The organism is Burkholderia sp. HI2714 (assembly GCF_002223085.1).
GTDB classification, from domain to species: Bacteria; Pseudomonadota; Gammaproteobacteria; order Burkholderiales; family Burkholderiaceae; genus Burkholderia; species Burkholderia lata_D.
On record NZ_NKFM01000024.1, the window covers coordinates 187,592 to 205,911 of the forward strand.

At 69.1% G+C, this 18,320-nt stretch carries 14 protein-coding genes; 9 read left to right on the forward strand and 5 right to left on the reverse strand.

What is annotated here, in order from left to right:
* Positions 1–54: 54 nt before the first annotated feature.
* From CFB82_RS13665 to CFB82_RS13685, 5 genes are all read left to right on the forward strand, one after another.
* On the forward strand, positions 55–1,494 hold the full coding sequence (locus CFB82_RS13665) for an aldehyde dehydrogenase family protein (protein ID WP_069248587.1): 1,440 nt from the start codon (positions 55–57) through the stop codon (positions 1,492–1,494).
* Between the two features lie 92 nt (positions 1,495–1,586).
* Positions 1,587–2,345, forward strand: a complete 759-nt coding sequence (locus CFB82_RS13670) for an SDR family oxidoreductase (RefSeq protein ID WP_069248588.1) — start codon at positions 1,587–1,589, stop codon at positions 2,343–2,345.
* Positions 2,346–2,509: 164 nt separating this feature from the next.
* The gene (locus tag CFB82_RS13675) at positions 2,510–3,814 is read left to right on the forward strand and encodes an MFS transporter (RefSeq protein ID WP_089484402.1); all 1,305 of its coding nucleotides are present in this window, start codon (positions 2,510–2,512) and stop codon (positions 3,812–3,814) included.
* Positions 3,815–4,039: 225 nt separating this feature from the next.
* Positions 4,040–4,453, forward strand: coding sequence for a helix-turn-helix domain-containing protein (locus CFB82_RS13680; protein WP_089484403.1), 414 nt, complete (start codon positions 4,040–4,042; stop codon positions 4,451–4,453).
* Positions 4,450–5,676, forward strand: coding sequence for an alpha/beta fold hydrolase (locus tag CFB82_RS13685; RefSeq protein ID WP_089484404.1), 1,227 nt, complete (start codon positions 4,450–4,452; stop codon positions 5,674–5,676). Before CFB82_RS13680 ends, CFB82_RS13685 begins: the two co-directional genes overlap by 4 nt.
* Positions 5,677–5,790: 114 nt before the next feature.
* Here CFB82_RS13685 and CFB82_RS13690 read toward each other — a convergent pair whose 3' ends face one another.
* Genes CFB82_RS13690 through hemC form a run of 3 tightly spaced genes read right to left on the reverse strand, consistent with a single transcriptional unit; the run spans position 5,791 to position 9,955 of the window.
* On the reverse strand, positions 5,791–6,978 hold the full coding sequence (locus CFB82_RS13690; RefSeq protein WP_089484405.1) for a heme biosynthesis protein HemY: 1,188 nt from the start codon (positions 6,976–6,978) through the stop codon (positions 5,791–5,793).
* A gap of 2 nt (positions 6,979–6,980) precedes the next feature.
* Positions 6,981–8,951 (reverse strand): fused uroporphyrinogen-III synthase HemD/membrane protein HemX, encoded by a 1,971-nt coding sequence (gene hemDX / locus CFB82_RS13695; protein WP_089484406.1) that lies wholly within the window; start codon positions 8,949–8,951, stop codon positions 6,981–6,983.
* On the reverse strand, positions 8,951–9,955 hold the full coding sequence (gene hemC / locus CFB82_RS13700; RefSeq protein ID WP_089484407.1) for a hydroxymethylbilane synthase: 1,005 nt from the start codon (positions 9,953–9,955) through the stop codon (positions 8,951–8,953). Before hemC ends, hemDX begins: the two co-directional genes overlap by 1 nt.
* Before the next feature lie 207 nt (positions 9,956–10,162).
* On the opposite strand from hemC, the gene ppc reads away from it, so the two are divergent.
* Positions 10,163–13,189, forward strand: a complete 3,027-nt coding sequence (gene ppc, locus CFB82_RS13705) for a phosphoenolpyruvate carboxylase (RefSeq protein ID WP_089484408.1) — start codon at positions 10,163–10,165, stop codon at positions 13,187–13,189.
* Positions 13,190–13,307: 118 nt separating this feature from the next.
* On the opposite strand, the gene CFB82_RS13710 is transcribed toward ppc, so the two are convergent.
* A complete protein-coding gene (locus tag CFB82_RS13710; RefSeq protein WP_089484409.1) occupies positions 13,308–14,060 on the reverse strand; it encodes a class I SAM-dependent methyltransferase in 753 nt (250 codons plus the stop codon).
* 215 nt (positions 14,061–14,275) lie between these two features.
* Between CFB82_RS13710 and CFB82_RS13715 the strand changes: the two genes are divergently transcribed.
* The 3 genes from CFB82_RS13715 (at position 14,276) to CFB82_RS13725 (ending at position 17,412) form a co-directional block, all read left to right on the forward strand.
* Positions 14,276–15,085, forward strand: coding sequence for a helix-turn-helix transcriptional regulator (locus tag CFB82_RS13715; RefSeq protein ID WP_089484410.1), 810 nt, complete (start codon positions 14,276–14,278; stop codon positions 15,083–15,085).
* Positions 15,086–15,224: 139 nt separating this feature from the next.
* Positions 15,225–16,634, forward strand: a complete 1,410-nt coding sequence (gene argH, locus CFB82_RS13720; RefSeq protein ID WP_089484411.1) for an argininosuccinate lyase — start codon at positions 15,225–15,227, stop codon at positions 16,632–16,634.
* 94 nt (positions 16,635–16,728) lie between these two features.
* Positions 16,729–17,412, forward strand: a complete 684-nt coding sequence (locus CFB82_RS13725; RefSeq protein ID WP_089484412.1) for an HAD family hydrolase — start codon at positions 16,729–16,731, stop codon at positions 17,410–17,412.
* 88 nt (positions 17,413–17,500) lie between these two features.
* Here the strand turns inward: CFB82_RS13725 and CFB82_RS13730 are convergent, their stop codons facing one another.
* Positions 17,501–18,301, reverse strand: a complete 801-nt coding sequence (locus CFB82_RS13730) for a lysozyme inhibitor LprI family protein (protein WP_373558797.1) — start codon at positions 18,299–18,301, stop codon at positions 17,501–17,503.
* Positions 18,302–18,320: the final 19 nt, after the last annotated feature.

An 18,320-nucleotide genomic window follows, 5' to 3' on the forward strand; every position in this document is an offset into this window, starting at 1 on the left:
AGCATGGGACCCGAGTAAGCGCTGAAGCGCTAACTCGGGTCGACAGGAGGAGGCATGGAAGAGGCGAAGCACTTCATCGCGGGCGAATGGACGTTGCCCGCGCAACTGGAAACCATCGCGGTCGTCGATCCCTCCGACGGCCAGCCATTCGCGTCGATCGCCCGCGGCACGGCGCCCGACATCGAGCGCGCGGTCGCCGCGGCCCGCGACGCATTCGCGGGCCCGTGGGGCGCCGCCAGCGCCGCCGAGCGCGGCCGCGTGCTGATGCGGCTGTCGGCGCGTGTCGCCGCCTCGATCGAGGAACTCGCCGCGATTGAAGCGCGCGACACCGGCAAGCCGCTGAAACAGGCACGCGCCGACGCAGCCGCGCTCGCGCGCTACTTCGAGTTCTATGCAGGCGCCGCCGACAAGCTGCACGGCGAAACCCTCCCCTATCAAGCCGGCTACACGGTGCTGACGGTGCGCGAGCCGCACGGCGTCACGGGCCACATCGTGCCGTGGAACTACCCGATGCAGATCTTCGGGCGCAGCGTCGGCGCCGCGCTCGCGGCCGGCAACGCCTGTGTCGTCAAGCCGGCCGAGGATGCGTGCCTGTCGTTGCTGCGCGTCGCCGAGCTGGCCGTCGAGGCCGGGCTGCCGGCCGGTGCGCTCAACATCGTCACCGGCTACGGCCATGAAGCCGGCGCCGCACTCGCGCGCCATCCCGGCATCGACCACATCTCGTTCACGGGTTCGCCGGCCACCGGCAAGCTGGTCACGCAGATGGCGGCCGAGAACCACGTACCCGTCACGCTCGAACTCGGCGGCAAGTCGCCACAGATCGTGTTCGCCGATGCCGATCTCGAAGCGGCGCTGCCCGTGCTCGTGTCCGCGATCGTGCAGAACGGCGGGCAGACCTGCTCGGCCGGCAGCCGCGTGCTGATCGAGCGCGCGGTATACGAGCCGCTCGTCGAGCGCCTCGCCACCGCGTTCAACGGGCTGCGCGTCGGCCCGAGCCGCGCCGACCTCGACTGCGGCCCGCTGATCAACGCAAAGCAGCAGCAGCGCGTGTGGGATTTCCTGTCCGATGCACAGCACGACGGCATTCCGATGGCCGCGCACGGGCAGGTCGTCGCCGACGCGCCCGAAAGCGGCTTCTACCAGGCGCCCGCGCTGTTGCGCGACGTGCCGCCGTCGCACCGGCTCGCGCAGGAGGAGGTGTTCGGCCCCGTGCTCGCCGCGATGCGTTTCGTCGACGAGGACGAAGCCGTCGCGCTGGCGAACGGCACGCCGTACGGCCTCGTCGCGGGCATCTGGACGCGCGACGGCGCGCGCCAGATGCGTCTCGCGCGGCGCCTGCGGGCGGGCCAGGTGTTCATCAACAACTACGGCGCGGGCGGCGGCGTCGAGCTGCCGTTCGGCGGCGTCGGCCACTCGGGGCATGGCCGCGAGAAAGGCTTCGAGGCACTGTACGGCTTCACCGCACTGAAAACGATCGCGATCCGGCACGGCTGACCGCGCCGCAAGCAGCACTTGGCACGTGGCCGGCAGCGCCCGGCCGCGTGCCGAAGCATGACGACACTCATATCCAGCACAGGAGACACACCATGCGGTTGAGCGGGAAGACGGCAATCGTCACGGGCGGCGGCTCGGGATTCGGCGAAGGCATCGCGAAGACCTATGCGCGCGAAGGCGCGAACGTCGTCGTCAACGACCTGAACGGCGCGGCAGCCGAGCGCGTCGCGAGCGAAATCGCGCTCGCGGGCGGCAAGGCCATCGCGGTGGCCGGCGACGTGTCGAGGCAGGACGACTGGCACGCGCTGCTGCAAGCCGCGCTCGACGATTTCCATGCGGTGCAGATCGTCGTGAACAACGCAGGCACCACGCACCGCAACAAGCCGGTGCTCGATGTAACGGAGGCCGAATTCGACCGCGTGTACGCGGTCAACATGAAAAGCCTGTTCTGGTGCGTGCAGACTTTCGTGCCGTACTTCCGCGAACAGGGCGGCGGCGTGTTCGTGAACGTCGCGTCGACGGCCGGCGTGCGGCCGCGCCCGGGCCTCGTCTGGTACAACAGCACGAAGGGCGCGATGATCACCGCAAGCAAGTCGCTCGCGGCCGAGCTCGGCGCCGACCGCATCCGCGTGAACTGCATCAACCCCGTGCTCGGCGAAACCGCGTTGATGACCGAATTCATGGGCTGCGAGGACACCCCCGAGAACCGCAGCCGGTTCCTCGCGACGATCCCGCTCGGCCGCTTCTCGACGCCGCAGGACATCGCGAACGCGGCGCTTTACCTTGCCTCCGACGAAGCTGAATTCATCACGGGCGTTTGTCTCGAAGTCGACGGCGGACGCTGCATCTAGCCGCGCCTGTCGCGCCGGAATACACCCATCGGCCGACACCCAAGCATTGCTTCGCACGAAACCGGGCCTGGCATCGATACGCCGGCCCCGGCCAACTACAAGGACAGCGGTGCATGGGATCCAAGTAACCGCTAAAGCGCTAACTTTGATCGACAGGAGACAACATGGCAACATCGACGCAGTCGCTGCCGGGCTCGTCCGGCGCATTCGAGGAAGCAACCTATCGCAAGGTGTCGTGGCGGCTCGTGCCGCTCCTGCTGCTGTGCTACGTGGTCGCGTATCTCGACCGCGTGAACGTCGGGTTCGCGAAGCTGCAGATGGCGACCGACCTGAACCTCAGCGACACCGTCTACGGGCTCGGCGCCGGGATCTTCTTCTTCGGCTATTTCCTCTTCGAAGTGCCGAGCAACATCATCCTGCACAGGGTCGGCGCACGCGTGTGGATCGCGCGGATCATGGCGACGTGGGGCGTGATCTCGATCCTGACGATGTTCGTCACGACGCCCGCGATGTTCTACGTGATGCGCTTCCTGCTCGGCGTCGCCGAGGCGGGCTTCTTCCCCGGCGTGATCCTCTACCTCACCTACTGGTATCCCGCGCACCGGCGCGGCCGGATGACGACGTTCTTCATGACGGCCGTCGCGCTGTCCGGCGTGATCGGCGGGCCGCTCTCGGGCTTCATCCTGAAGGCGTTCGACGGCATCAGCGGATGGCACGGCTGGCAATGGCTGTTCCTGCTCGAGGGTATCCCGTCGGTGCTGGTCGGCGTGGTCGTATTCCTCAAGCTGGACGAGCGGATCGAGAAGGCGAACTGGCTGACCGACGACGAAAAGGCGCTGCTCACGCGCAACGTCGATGCTGAAGAAGCCACCAAGGAAGACCCGCCGCTCGGCGTCGTGATGTCGAGCCCGCGCGTGTGGCTGATGGCGCTGATCTACTTCTCGTTCGTGATGGGGCTCTACGGCGTCGGCTTCTGGCTGCCGACCATCATCAAGGCCACCGGCGTGACCGACACGTTCATGATCGGCCTGCTGTCGGCGATTCCGTATGCGGCCGCCGTGGTCGCGATGATCCTGATCGCACGCAGCGCGGACCGGCACCGCGAGCGCCGCTGGCACGTCGCGATTCCAGCCGCGATCGGCGCGCTCGGGCTCGTGCTGTCGGTGATCTGGGCGCACCAGACCGCGCTCGCGATGCTTGGCCTCACGCTCGCGACGATCGGCATCCTGACGACGCTGCCGCTGTTCTGGAGCCTGCCGACCGCGTTCCTCGGCGGCACCGCGGCCGCGGCCGGCATCGCGATGATCAACTCGATCGGCAACCTCGCCGGCTTCCTGAGCCCGTACATGATGGGCTGGCTCAAGCAGGCAACGGGCGCCAACGATTCGGGCATGTACATGCTCGCCGGGTTCCTCGTGCTCGGCGGGCTGCTGGCGCTGTCGGTGCCGAAGCGGCTGGTCGACAAGTAAGGCGGGGCGCATGACGCCCGCCGACCGATAACCGATCGACACCCGAAACGCCCCGCTGGCCGGAACCGCTCCGGCCGGCGGGGCGTTTCTGTTTCCGCGCACGCACCGCTTGAGAGATGCGGGTTCGGTATCCCGTCAATGATGACTCACCGGGCTCCAAAATATTCCCTATTAATCCCTTTATCATGGAACAATAAGGAATATTCCTGGCACCACTGGCCGATCATGTTCCATACCGTCGAAGAGTCCGCCGCCCGCCTGCGCCTCCACCCGAAGACCGTCCTGCGCTTCATCCGCGAGGGCAAGCTGCATGCAACGCGGGTCGGCCGTGCGTACCGCATCCTCGACGCCGACCTCGCCGCGTTCGCGCACACGAAGCCGGCCGCGCCCGTGCCGCGTGCGGTGCGCGTCACCAGCATCGTCGACATTCCGGACGCGTCGCAGTCGCTGCACCAGTACCTGTCGCGGTCGCTGCATGCGATGGCGTCCGGCCGCACGTCGTATGTCGACCCGGTGCGAATCGACGTCACGTTCGATCCCGCCGCGAGCCTCGTCAAGGTCATCGTCGCCGCAACGCCGGCCGACACGGCCGCGCTGATGTCGTCGCTCGAAGCACTGCTGCAGCAAAGCGGGACATGAACGCGATCTTCAGATCGCCCCGCCACGCACGCGCGATTCGCGTGGCTTACGAGGCAGCGCTGTCGCACTGGCCGGCCGGGTATCGGCGCATCACCGTGCAGACGCGCCATGGCGCGACCCATGTGATCGCCTGCGGCCCGGAACACGCGCCGCCGGTCGTACTGATCCACGGCGCACAGACGACAGCGGCGAGCTGGCAGCATTACGCGGCCGAATGGTCGACGCATTGCCGGCTCTACGCGATCGACGTGATCGGCGAAGCGGGACCCAGCACCCCGTCGCGACCACCGCTCGCAAGCGACGCGTACGCGCAGTGGCTCGACGACGTGCTCGACGGCCTGGGCGTGTCGCGCGCCGCGTTCATCGGCATCTCGCTGGGTGCGCGAACCGCGCTCGATTTTGCGTTGCGCCGGCCAGCGCGCGTCACACGGCTTGTGTTGCTCTGCCCGTCCGGCATCGGCCGGCAGAAGCCGTTTCTGTGGTGGGCGCTGCCGCTGTTGCTGCTCGGCGATGTCGGGCGCACCTGCGTGCGACGACGCGTGCTCGGTCGTCTGCCACCCGCAACCACGCCGGCCGAGCGCGACACATTCGAGCTCATGCGCGCCGTGGATCGCGGCTTCCGGCCGCGCCTCGAAGCGATCCCGGTGTTCGGCGACGACACGCTGCGCACGCTGTCCACGCCCGTGCTGGTGATCGTCGGCGGCCGCGACGTCATGCTCGATTCGCACGACACGCGCGATCGCCTGACGCGTCTCGTACCGCACGCGCAGGTCCTGTTTCTTCCGGATCAATACCACTTCATCCGCGGGCAGCGCGACACCGTGCTCGCCTTTCTCATGTCGACGGAGCCCACCCGCATGCACCACCGAATCGTCCAGGCAGCCGGCCACCGTGTGCTGGTCCGCGATCCTGCCGCCGGTCTCGTCCAGCGCGAAAGCGATGCGCTCGACCTCGTCGCGCTCGCGCACGAACATGAAGTCGACTGGGTCGCGGTGCCCGCGGACGCGCTGCACGACGACTTCTACCGGCTCGAAAGCGGCCTCGCTGGCACCGTGCTGCAGAAGTGCGTCAACTACGGCGTCCGGCTCGGCGTGGTCGGTGATATCGACCGCTGGCTCGCGCGCAGCGAAGCGCTCCGCGCGCTCGTTCGCGAGTCCAATCGCGGCGCATCGGTTTGGTTCGTCGCAAACGAGGCGGACCTGCTGCGCAAGCTCGGCGCATGACGTGCCATCCAGGGCCGCCCTGGACGAAAAAATGCCCCAAAGGCCTTCCGGCATTCGGGGCATTTTTACGAAGGTTGCACGAGCCGCCTGCAGCAGGCAGCCACGCCACCCGCATCAGACCACCGTAATCGCGAGCGCGCTTTCGCGGTAGTGCTTCGCCGCCTTGTCGGTTTCGCCGAGATGCTCGAACAGGCGCGCGAGCGCGCGATGCGCACGCACCTTCAGCGCCTCGTTGTCGGCCAGCTTCAGTGCCGATTCGAGGAACGACTGCGCCTTGCCCCACAGCTGCTGCTGCTGGCACAGGCGACCGAGCGCGAACAGCAGGTCGGCATCCTCCGGGTGATCCTTCTTCCACCCTTCCGCCTTCTGGATCAGCGGCAGCGCATCGGCACCGGCCGTGTCCGGATAACGGCGCAGCAGGCGCGCATCCCAGTTGTGCGCCAGCGCGTCCTCGACGATGCGGCGCGCTTCGTTGCGGCGCTCGAGCGGCACGAGCAGATCGGCGGCGAGATCGGCGAGACGCGGCGACTGGCGCTCGACCGGCGACAGCGACTGCCACACCTCGAGCAGCGCGTCCGGGTCGTGCCGGCGTTCGCGCAGCAGGTTTTCCGCGGCCTGCTGGCGCAGCCGCACGGCCGCGGCCGGATGCAGCGCCTCGCGCTTCTCGAGCGCCTTCGCAAGCTTCAGCACCTCGGCCCAGTTCTTCAACTGCTGCTGCGCGCGCAGCGCGACCTGCTGCGCATGGATGCGCTTGCCGCCCGCCTGCAGGTCGGCCAGCGCGGCCAGCGCGCCGTCGGCATCACGCGCATCCGCGCGCATGTCGGCCGCGGCGAGCAGCCGTGCGTCCTGCCATTCCGGCGCGTCGACCTTCGACAGCCAGTCATCGCGGCGCGTGTATTCGTGCATCCGGTGCGCGGCGGTGGCCGCGACGAGACTCGCCGCACCCAGGTTCGCATCGACCGACAACGCTTCACGTGCGGCCTTCTCCGCGCGCGAGAAGCGGCCCGCGTACAGGTTCGCGATCGCGTCACGCAGCGATGCCTGTGCCTTCTCGTTGCGCGAGCGCGCCCGATACGCGGCGACCCGCTGCGGCATGCGCCAGATGTTGCGCACGATGCGCAGCAGCGCATACACGACGATGAACAGCACGACGATGGTGATCACGAACAGGTTCAGCGACACGTCGATCCGGTACGGCGGATAGACGAGCAGCACCTGCCCCGCGTCAAAGCGGCCGACGGTGGCGAGCGCGGCGGCGATCGCGAACAGGACCGCGAGCCAGACGATTCCTCGAAGCGTCATCGTTACCCCCGGCTCTTGAACTGCTGAACGGCGTTCAGGCTCGTGTTCAGGTTCGGCACCGCAACCGTCAGCGATGCGCCGTCAACCTGCTTGAGCAGATCCTCGACGGTCTGCGTGTCCTTCGATGCCTGGTCGAAATACTTCCCGAGCGACGCCTGTGCGGCGTGCAGGTCGGCCTTCATCGCGCTGTCGTTGCGCGCGAGCAGCGACAGGCGGGCGGTCAACAGGCGCAGCTTCACGTTCTCGCGCACGAAGTAGCCCTGGTCGGGCGACGCGAGCATCGCGTCCGCGTTGTCGATGCGGCGCACCTGCACGAGCCCCTTCAACTGCTGGCCGAGGCCGGCCGAGAAGTCGTGCCACCACACCTTCCAGCGCGGCTCGCCGGCCACGGCCGACGACGCGGCGTCGGCCGGCGCGGCCTTCGGCGCCTCGTGCGGGACGATCGCCTCGCCGGACAGCGGCAGCGCGTCGATCTTCGCGATCGCATCGTCGAGCTTGATCGCCAGGCCCGTGAGGTCGGCGGCCGGTGCGGCCTTCAGCTTCTCGATGTCCAGCGCGAGCGCCTTGCGGACGGTGACGGCCTGCGCGCTCTGCGACGTTGCGAGGCGCGCGTCGGCGTTCTGCAGCGCGATCAGCGCGAGCTGCGTGTTGCCGGTCAACTGAAGCTGCTGGCTCGCGCTCGACAGCATCTGGTCGATTTCCTCGAGCATCCACGCATCGCGGTTGCGCGACAGGTCCTGGTATTGCTGCTGCAGCGCCTGCTGCGCGCTCTGCGCGTCGGCGAGCTTGCCGTCGAGCTGCGCAAGCTGCGTGTCGACCTGGTGCGTGCTCGCGAGCGCCTGCTCGGTCTTCATGCGCGTCTCGGCCGTCTGCGCGTCGAGCGCCTTCTGGCGCGTGACGAACGTGCCGTCGAGCCGGTCGATCTTGCGGTTCAGCGCGTAGCCGCCGACGCCCGCCGCACAGCCGAGCACGACGACGACGAACCACAGCACCGCGCTGCCGCCGCGGCGCGCGGGCGGTTCGGCGCCCATGTAGGCAGGACGGGACGGCGGTGCGGATGCAGCGGCCGGCTGGGAAGCGACGCTTTTGGAATCGTTGGTATCTGTCATGCGTTTAGTCACCGGTGCGGCTGTCGCCGGTTGGACGGCCTCGTCGGCCATCGTTCGAAACGCGCGGACGATGCGCTCATCGCCCGCGCCGGTCAGCGTAATCCTATCAAAACCCAATGAACGCGCGGTCTGCTCGATCCGCGGATGCGGCGTCACGAGCGGCGCGTGCTTCAGCGCGTCGATCTCGGCATCGTTCAGATGCGCCCGCGCGAGTTCGTGCAGGTTGCGCACGCCTTCCGAGCTCGTGACGAGCCACGCATGCGGTTCGCCGTGGAGCAGCGCATGCACGCGCTCCCACGCGCCGACGCGCGGCTCGGGCACGACGCGCCGGTACGCGGCGACGAGCGTGACGTCCGCACCGGCCTCGCGCAATCGTTCGGCGAGCCATTCGCGCCCGCCGTCGCCACGCACGATCAGCACGCGCTTGCCCGCCAGCGCCTGCGCGCCGCCGAACGCGGCCTCGATGCACGCGAACAGGCTTTCCGAATCGTAATGGGGCACGCCACCGTCGGCCGGCGCCTGCGGCGCGATCACGCGATGCGCGGGCGCCGCGATGCCATGGCGCTCGAGCGCCGCGACGCTGCCGGGCCCGACCACGCCGACCGGCAGCGCGTTCGGCCAGATCGCGCCGTACTGCGCGAGCGCGCGGTCGATCGCGTTCGGCGATACGAAAATCACCAGCGCGTAGTCGGCGAGCGCCGCGAATGCCGCGTCGAGCGGCGCCGGATCGTCGACCGGCGCAATGTCGATCAACGGAAATTCGAGCACGTCGCAGCCGGCCTCGGCCAGTTGCGACGCAAGCGCGCCGGACTGGCCGTCCGGGCGCGTCAGGACAGCGGTGAACGCGCGCGCGCCGCCCGCCATCAGGCGTCGCCCTTGCCGGCGGCCTGCGAGCCCGCGAGCAGCGCCCGGACGATGTCGAGCGCGCCTTGCGCCTCGAGTTCGTCGGATACCGCGCGGCCGAGCGCGAGCGCATCGGCGACGGTCATCACGGCCCCGCACTCCTCGGCCGTCAGCACGCGCTTGCCGTCGGTCGTCGATACGCGGCCCGTCAGGTACAGTTCGCCCGCGCGCCACACCGCGTGCGCGGCGAGCGGCACCTCGCAGCTGCCGCCGAGCGCGCGCGACACCATCCGCTCGGCCTCGACCGCGAGCGCGGTCTGCGGGTCGTGCAGCGGCGCGAGCCATGCGGCGACGTCGTGGCGGTGCGAGGCTATCTCGATGCCGAGCGCGCCCTGGCCCGCCGCGGGCGGGCTGGCTTCGACGTCGATCAGCGTGCGAATGCGCGCTTCCAGGCCGAGGCGTTTCAGGCCGGCGGCCGCGAGGATGATCGCCGCGTAGTCGCCGCGATCGAGTTTCGACAGGCGCGTGTCGAGGTTGCCGCGCAGCGGCAGCACGTCCAGGTGCGGGTAGCGCGAGCGCAGCATCGCTTCGCGGCGCAGGCTCGACGTGCCGACCACGGCGCCGGCCGGCAGCGCGTCGAGCGACGCGTAGTCGTTCGACACGAATGCGTCGCGCGGGTCCTCGCGTTCCATGATCGCGGCGAGCGAGAAGCCGTCGGGCAGCGCCATCGGCACGTCCTTCAGCGAATGCACGGCGAGATCGGCGCGGCCGTCGGCGAGCGCGGCCTCCAGTTCCTTCACGAACAGGCCCTTGCCGCCGACCTTCGACAGCGTGCGATCGAGAATCTGGTCGCCGCGCGTCGTCATCCCGAGGATTTTCACGTCACAAGCTGGATATAATTTGCGCAGCGCATCACGCACATGTTCGGCTTGCCACATCGCCAGGCGGCTTTCGCGCGAAGCAATCGTCAACGTCGCGGGCGGCTGTGCCTGTTGCGGCCCGGCCGCGGGGATCTCGGAATTCATTGCTGGAACATCGAAGGACGGGATTGAAGATCGAACAATGGTAGCACGCACGCCCCTGCCCGCCCGGGCCCGGAGCCTGCGCCCGGCCTGCCGCCGAGCGGGTCGCGGCGCCGATGTGCGGATGTGCCGCACGTAGCTGGTTGCTTGACCGCAGTTTCGCAGTTTCCGCAGTTCCTTTTGACTCGAGCTTTCCCAAGGAAACCCATCGTGAAGTCTTCCGGATCGGCGCGTACGGCGCGCCGCAATGCTGCCCTGTCCTCCTCCGACGCCTCGACGGACACCGTCGCCACCGCCGCGAACGGCCGTGCGAAAACGGCAACGAAACCGAAAGACCCGATACGTCAGACAAAACGCGCGACGAAAGCCGCCGGCCCGGCTGCCCGCACCGCGGCCCGCACGGCCGGTGCGCCGAAGTCCGGCACGCGCACGCGCGAGGACAAGGACGGCCCGCTGTTCGAAGACATCCGCTTCCTCGGCCGCCTGCTCGGCGACGTCGTGCGCGAGCAGGAAGGCGACACCGTGTTCGACGTCGTCGAGACGATCCGCCAGACGGCCGTCAAGTTCCGCCGCGAGGACGACAGCGAAGCCGCGCAGACGCTCGAGAAGAAGCTGCGCAAGCTGACGCCGGAACAGACGGTGAGCGTCGTGCGTGCGTTCAGCTATTTCTCGCACCTCGCGAACATCGCGGAAGACCGCCACCACAACCGCCGCCGCCGCATCCACGCGCTGGCCGGCTCCGCGTCGCAGCCCGGCACGGTCGCGTACGCGCTCGAACAACTGAAGACGACCGGCAACGCGTCGAAGCGCCTGCTGCAACGCTTCTTCGACGATGCGCTGATCGTGCCGGTGCTGACCGCGCACCCGACCGAAGTGCAGCGCAAGAGCATCCTCGACGCCCAGCACGACATCGCGCGCCTGCTCGCCGAGCGCGACCAGGAACTGACGAGCCGTGAGCGCCAGCACAACGAATCGATGCTGCGCGCGCGCGTCACCGCGCTGTGGCAGACCCGCATGCTGCGCGACTCGCGCCTGACGGTCGGCGACGAGATCGAGAACGCGCTGTCGTACTACCGCGCGACGTTCCTCGACGAACTGCCCGCGCTGTACGGCGACATCGAGGCCGCACTCGCCGAGCACGGCCTGTCCGCGCGCGTACCCGCGTTCTTCCAGATGGGCAGCTGGATCGGCGGCGACCGCGACGGCAACCCGAACGTGACCGCGCCGACGCTCGAGGAAGCGATCAACCGCCAGGCCGCGGTGATCCTCGAGCACTATCTGGAACAGGTGCACAAGCTCGGCGCCGAGCTGTCGGTGTCGAACCTGCTCGTCGGTGCGAACGACGCCGTGAAGGCGCTCGCGGCAGCTTCGCCCGACCAGTCGCCGCACCGCGTCGACGAACCGTATCGCCGTGCACTGATCGGCATCTACACGCGCCTCGCCGCAAGCGCGCGCGTGCGGCTCGGCGAAGGCACGGTGCCGGTGCGCAGCGCAGGCCGCGGCGCGCCGCCCGTGCGTGCGGTCCCGTACGCGGATTCCGAAGCGTTCGTCGCCGACCTGAAGGTGCTGACCGCGTCGCTCGACGAACACCACGGCACGTCGCTCGCCGCGCCGCGCCTCGCGCCGCTCGTGCGCGCGGCCGAAGTGTTCGGCTTCCATCTCGCGAGCATCGACCTGCGCCAGAGCTCCGACATCCACGAAGCCGTGGTTGCCGAACTGTTCGCCCGCGCGGGCGTCGAAGCCGACTACGCGGCGCTCGCCGAGGAAGACAAGCTGCGCGTGCTGCTCGCCGCCCTGGCCGACCCGCGCCCGCTGCGCTCGCCGTACTTCGAATATTCGGCGCTCGCGCAGAGCGAGCTCGGCGTGTTCGAGAAGGCGCGCGAAGTCCGCGCGCAATTCGGCGCACGTGCGGTACGCAACTACATCATTTCGCATACGGAAACCGTCAGCGACCTCGTCGAGGTGCTGCTGCTTCAGAAAGAGACGGGCCTGCTCGAAGGCGCACTCGGCGTCCCGGGCGGCGATGCGAAGAACAGCCTGATGGTGATCCCGCTGTTCGAGACGATTCCCGACCTGCGCGACGCCGCGCGCATCATGCGCGAATACTTCGCACTGCCGGGCATCGACGCGCTGATCGCGCACCAGGGCGCCGAGCAGGAAGTGATGCTCGGCTACTCGGACAGCAACAAGGACGGCGGCTTCCTCACGTCGAACTGGGAGCTGTATCGTGCGGAGCTCGCGCTCGTCGACCTGTTCCGTGACCGCAAGATCACGCTGCGCCTGTTCCACGGCCGCGGCGGCACGGTCGGCCGCGGCGGCGGCCCGACCTACCAGGCGATCCTGTCGCAGCCGCCGGGTACCGTGAACGGCCAGATCCGCCTGACCGAACAGGGCGAGGTGATCGCGAGCAAGTTCGCGAACCCGGAGATCGGCCGCCGGAACCTCGAGACGGTCGTCGCCGCGACGCTCGAAGCCACGCTCCTGCCGCAGAACAACGCGCCCGCACAGTTGCCGGCGTTCGAGGCCGCGATGCAGACGCTGTCCGATTCGGCGATGGCCGCGTACCGCGCGCTCGTCTATGAAACCCCGGGCTTCACCGACTACTTCTTCTCGTCGACGCCGATCACCGAGATCGCCGAGCTGAACATCGGCAGCCGCCCGGCTTCGCGCAAGCTGCAGGATCCGAAGCAGCGCAAGATCGAGGACCTGCGTGCGATTCCTTGGGGCTTCTCGTGGGGCCAGTGCCGGCTGCTGCTGACGGGCTGGTACGGCTTCGGCAGCGCGGTGAGTGCGTACCTCGACGGCGCGCAGGACGACGCCGAGCGCACGAAGCGCGTCGCGCTGCTGAAGAAGATGAACAAGACCTGGCCGTTCTTCTCGAACCTGCTGTCGAACATGGACATGGTCCTCGCGAAGACCGACCTCGCGGTGGCGTCGCGCTACGCGCAGCTCGTTTCCGATCGCAAGCTGCGCAAGCACGTGTTCGAGCGGATCGTCGCGGAATGGGAGCGCACGTCGCAGGCGCTGGCGGAAATCACCGGGCACGAAGGCCGCCTCGCGACCAACCCGCTGCTCGCGCGCTCGATCAAGAACCGCTTCCCGTATCTCGATCCGCTGAACCACCTGCAGGTCGAGCTGATCAAGCGCCACCGTGCGGGCGACACGAACGCGCGGCTGCGCCGCGGGATTCACCTGACGATCAACGGGATCGCGGCCGGCCTGCGCAATACGGGCTGATCCGCGTGCGGCGCGGTGCGATTCCGCGCCGGCTGACGTCTTGAAAGCCGCGATACGCGATGGGGCGTATCGCGGCTTTTTTCATGCGCGGGCACAACCGCAGCTACACACCTCGCGCTCAGTGCGCGTCGATCAGCAACGCGTCGTGTTCGAACGAACCGTCGGACTGCACCGCGTAGTAGCCGCGCACCTCGTCCGGCGCATGCGCCCACAGCGCGCGAATACCGGTGACGCTGTCGGCCGGCGTGCGAATGCGCGCGACCCACGTATCGAAATCGATCGGCAGCCGCCAGCGGCTGTGCACGTGCGCGTCGAAACCGGCTTCGCGGAACATCGCGAGCCATTCGTCCGCCCGGTAGTCGCGCACGTGCGACGCGTCGCGCAGCACTTCCGCGGCCTGCAGGTACGTATCGAGAAGCGGATGGTCGTTGCCGGCGATATCGATCATCAGCACGCGGCCGCCCGGTTTCAGCACGCGGCGCACCTCGGCGAGCGCCGCGCGCATGTCGTGCCAGTGGTGCGCGCTCATCCGGCTCACGACCCAGTCGAACGTCGCCGTGTCGAACGGCAGTTGCTCGGCCGGGCCCTGCTGCGTGCGGATGTTCGCGAGCCCGCGTTCGCGCGCGGCGGCGTCGACGGTCGCGAGCATCTGCGCGGCGAGATCGTAGGCGACCACGTCGCGCACGTGCGGCGCGACGGCGAAGCTCGCGTGGCCGGCGCCACAGCCGAGATCGAGCACCGCGGCGCCGGGCGTCGCGCGCACCGCGTCGGCGAGCGTCTGCAGATCGGCGCCCGTCGCGTGGACCGTGCTCGTCAGATAGGCGGCAGCCGTCGTGCCGAATGCGTCGGCGACCTGGTCGTGGTGTTTCATCGTTCGCTCCTTTGTACTGTTGCCGGTGCGCCAGACGCCTCAGCACCTGCTCCGGCCCCATGCAACGGGTTTTGTGGGACGCTCGCTGCCCTGCCAGCGCGCGAGCCGCTACAATAGGCCGGCGCTTGTACCAGTACAAGTTAAGCAGTTATTCTGGTATTCGATACACCTGTCTGACCGTTGCCGCGCCTCCGTTTCCATTTCGCCGTTTTCGCATGAACCACCTGTCCTCCGCCTCCGTCCCGCCGCTCGACGCCACGCCCGCCCGCGCACTCGGCGAATTCATCCGCGCCCACCGCGAGCGGCTGTCGCCGCAGGCCGTCGGCCTGCCGCCCGGCCCGCGCCGCCGCACGCCGGGGCTGCGGCGCGAGGAAGTCGCGCAACTGTGCGGCGTCAGCCCGACCTGGTACACGTGGATCGAACAGGGCCGCCCGGTGTCGGCGTCGGCCGACGCGCTCGCGCGGATCGCCGTCGCACTGCAGCTGTCGAAGGCCGAGCGCGGATACCTGTTCGAACTGGCCGCGCAGCGCGACCCGGCCGAGCCCGACGTCGCGGGCGGCGACCTGCCGCCGACGCTCGCCGCGACCGTCACGGCAATCGCGACGCCCGCGTACGTGCTCGACCGGCAATGGAACGCCCTCGCATGGAACGCGCCGGCCGCCGCGCTCTTTTCCGGCTGGCTCGACGGCGAGCACGACCGCAACCTGCTGCGCTTCACGTTCATGTCGCCGGCCGCACGCACGCTGATCGTCGACTGGGAAACCCGCGCGCGGCGGCTCGCGGCCGAATTCCGCGCCGATTCGATCCGTCACCTGACCGACGCGCCCACGCGCGCGCTGATCGACGCGCTGACCGCCGGCAGCGACGCTTTCGCGCAGTACTGGGCATCGCAGGACGTGTTCGAACGCGAAGGCGGCCTGCGCGAATTCGACCATCCGGCCGACGGCCGCCTCGTGTACCAGCAGATCACGCTGAAGCCCGCGCACCGCGAGGACCTGAAGCTGGTCGTGCTGGTGCGCGACTGAACGGGCCGGCCTGCGCCGGCCACGGTCGGCAGGCCGCCGCGAACGGCTGCGCGCCGCGGCGGGCAGTCCCGCGAATGTTAGAATCGCGGGATTCCCTCGGCGGCGCACGCCGCCCAAACATCCCCTTCGAAGAATCGCCATGACGTCCCAACTGCACAAAAAGGGCGAGGCCTGGTCGGCCCGCTTCTCGGAACCGATGTCCGAGCTGGTCAAGCGCTACACGTCGTCGGTATTTTTCGACAAGCGCCTCGCGCTCGTCGACATCGCCGGCTCGCTCGCGCACGCGAACATGCTCGCCGCGCAGAAGATCATCAGCGCCGACGACCTGGCCGCGATCGAACGCGGGATGACGCAGATCAAGGGTGAAATCGAGCGCGGCGAATTCGAATGGCAGCTCGACCTGGAAGACGTCCACCTGAACATCGAGGCGCGCCTGACCGCGCTGATCGGCGATGCCGGCAAGCGCCTGCACACGGGCCGCTCGCGTAACGACCAGGTCGCGACCGACATCCGCCTGTGGCTGCGCGGCGAGATCGACCGCATCGGCGGCCTGCTGAACGACCTGCACGGCGCGCTGCTCGACCTCGCGGAGCAAAACGCCGACACGATCATGCCGGGCTTCACGCACCTGCAGGTTGCCCAGCCCGTCACGTTCGGCCACCACCTGCTCGCGTACGTCGAGATGTTCTCGCGCGATGCGGAGCGCATGCGCGACTGCCGCACCCGCGTGAACCGCCTGCCGCTCGGCGCGGCCGCACTGGCCGGCACGAGCTACCCGATCGATCGTCACGCCGTGGCGAAGACGCTCGGCTTCGACGGGATCTGCGCGAACTCGCTCGACGCGGTGTCGGATCGCGACTTCGCGATCGAATTCACGGCCGCCTCCGCGCTCGTGATGACGCACGTGTCGCGCTTCTCCGAGGAACTCGTGCTGTGGATGAGCCCGCGCGTCGGCTTCATCGACATCGCCGACCGCTTCTGCACCGGCAGCTCGATCATGCCGCAGAAGAAGAACCCGGACGTGCCGGAACTCGCGCGCGGCAAGACGGGCCGCGTGAACGGCCACCTGATGGCGCTGCTGACGCTGATGAAAGGCCAGCCGCTCGCGTACAACAAGGACAACCAGGAAGACAAGGAACCGCTGTTCGACACGGTCGATACCGTCGCCGACACGCTGCGGATCTTCGCCGAGATGGTTGCCGGCATCACCGTGAAGCCGGACGCGATGCGCGCGGCCGCGCTGCAGGGCTTCTCGACCGCCACCGACCTCGCCGACTACCTCGTGAAGCGCGGCCTGCCGTTCCGCGATGCGCACGAAGCCGTCGCGCACGCCGTGAAGATCTGCGACGACCGCGGCATCGACCTGGCCGACCTGACGCTCGACGAGATGAAGCAGGAACTGCCGAACGTCGCGCACCTGATCGGCGAAGACGTGTTCGGCTACCTGACGCTCGAGGGTTCGGTCGCCAGCCGCAACCATCCGGGCGGCACCGCGCCCGACCAGGTGCGTGCGGCGGTCAAGGCCGCGCGCGCCGCGCTCGGCCAGTAAGCCTGCTGCTCCGGACGGACGCCTTCGGCGTCCGTTTTTCATTCGGGCGGCCGTCACGCCGCCCATCGCCTTCCCCGCTTCCCGAATGCCGCCGATGACCTTTTCCGCCGCGCTCTTCGACATGGACGGCCTGCTCGTCGATTCCGAGCGGACCATCATGAACACGTGGATCGACGTGTCGAACGCGCACGGCGTCGCGCTGACCACCACCGACTACCTGCAGATCGTCGGCCGTTCGTTCGCCGAAGGCCAGGTCATCCTGGCGCGGCTGATCGGCAACCCCGATACGTTCGACGCGGTGCGCATCCGCGTGCGCGAGCAGCTCGCGGCGCCCGAACCGCACCCGAAGTTTCCGCTGAAGCCCGGCGCGTTCGCACTGCTCGACGCACTCGCGCAGGCCGGCATTCCGTGCGCGGTCGCGTCGTCGTCCGCGTGCGAGGTCATCCGCGCGCGGCTCGACGCGGTCGGCGTGCTGCCGTTCTTCCGCGCGATCGCGGGCGGCGACGAAGTCGCGCGCGGCAAGCCCGACCCGGCCGTCTACCGGCTCGCGGCCGAGCGGCTCGGCGTGCCGGCCCACGCCTGCGTCGCGTTCGAGGACAGCGACTTCGGCGCGCAATCGGCCGCCGGTGCGGGCGCATCGGTCGTCACCGTGCCCGACCTGAAGGCGCCGACGCCCGAAATCGTCGCGCTGAGCCTGCACGTGCTCGCCTCGCTCGACGATGCGGTCGCGCTCGTGCCGTCGTGGTTCGGCCTGCAGGGCACATCGGCGTCCGCATAGGCGCCACAGGCAGGCCGCCACATGCAAAACGGGCACCGCAAGGTGCCCGTTTTGCCGTCTCGCCGAACAAACGGCATCGCAATTGCGCTTACTTGTTGCCGGCCGTCTCCGACAGCCGCTTCATCGTCGCGATGCGCGCGCCGATCAGGTCGACGCGGCCGTCCTCGCCGACGAGCGGCGCCGTCGCATCGCGGAACCCGACCCACGCGCGCTGCGCGCGGACGAGCGTCGCGGCCGAATGCGCGGGCATCTTGCGGCGCAGCTTCTGGTAATAGCGGTTCAGGTCGAACAGCGCATGCTCGCACGCGGCGTCCTGTTCGCACGGCCGCACGCGGCGCACGGCCGGGTCGCGCGGCGCGTTCGCCGGTCTCGCGTTCGGTTTGACCGCGCTCGGCGCATCACTCGCGCCGCCCTGCGCACCGCTCGTGGCCGCGACCGGCACGGCGGCGGGCGGCGGTGCATAGCGATCGGCCGCACCGCGCAGCGCCAGCGCGCGATCGCGCACCGGCTGCAGTTGCAGGTCGGCACTCGACATCGCGTACGACGTCCCGCGCGTGGTGTCGTACACGGCCTTCAGCAGATTCACTTCGTCCTTGCGCCACGTGAGCCAATGGCGCTGGCTGTCCTGCCAGCCGCGCCTCGCGTCGGCCGGCGCATCCTTCAACAGGCGCTGGTACGCGCCGTCCATCACGGCCTGCCACTGCTGCTGCGCCTCGCCCATGCACTGGATCTGGCCGGCCGGCGAAGATCGGTCGCGCCGCGCGAGACACTGCCGCATCGCGACGTCGATCGGGTCGGCCGCCGCGACTTCCGCGTGCGCGACCCCGACTCCCGCCAGCCCTGCCGACCCTGCCGCCCAGACGACGAGCGCGGCCAGCGCCGCACGCATCGCCTGGATTCGTCCATGC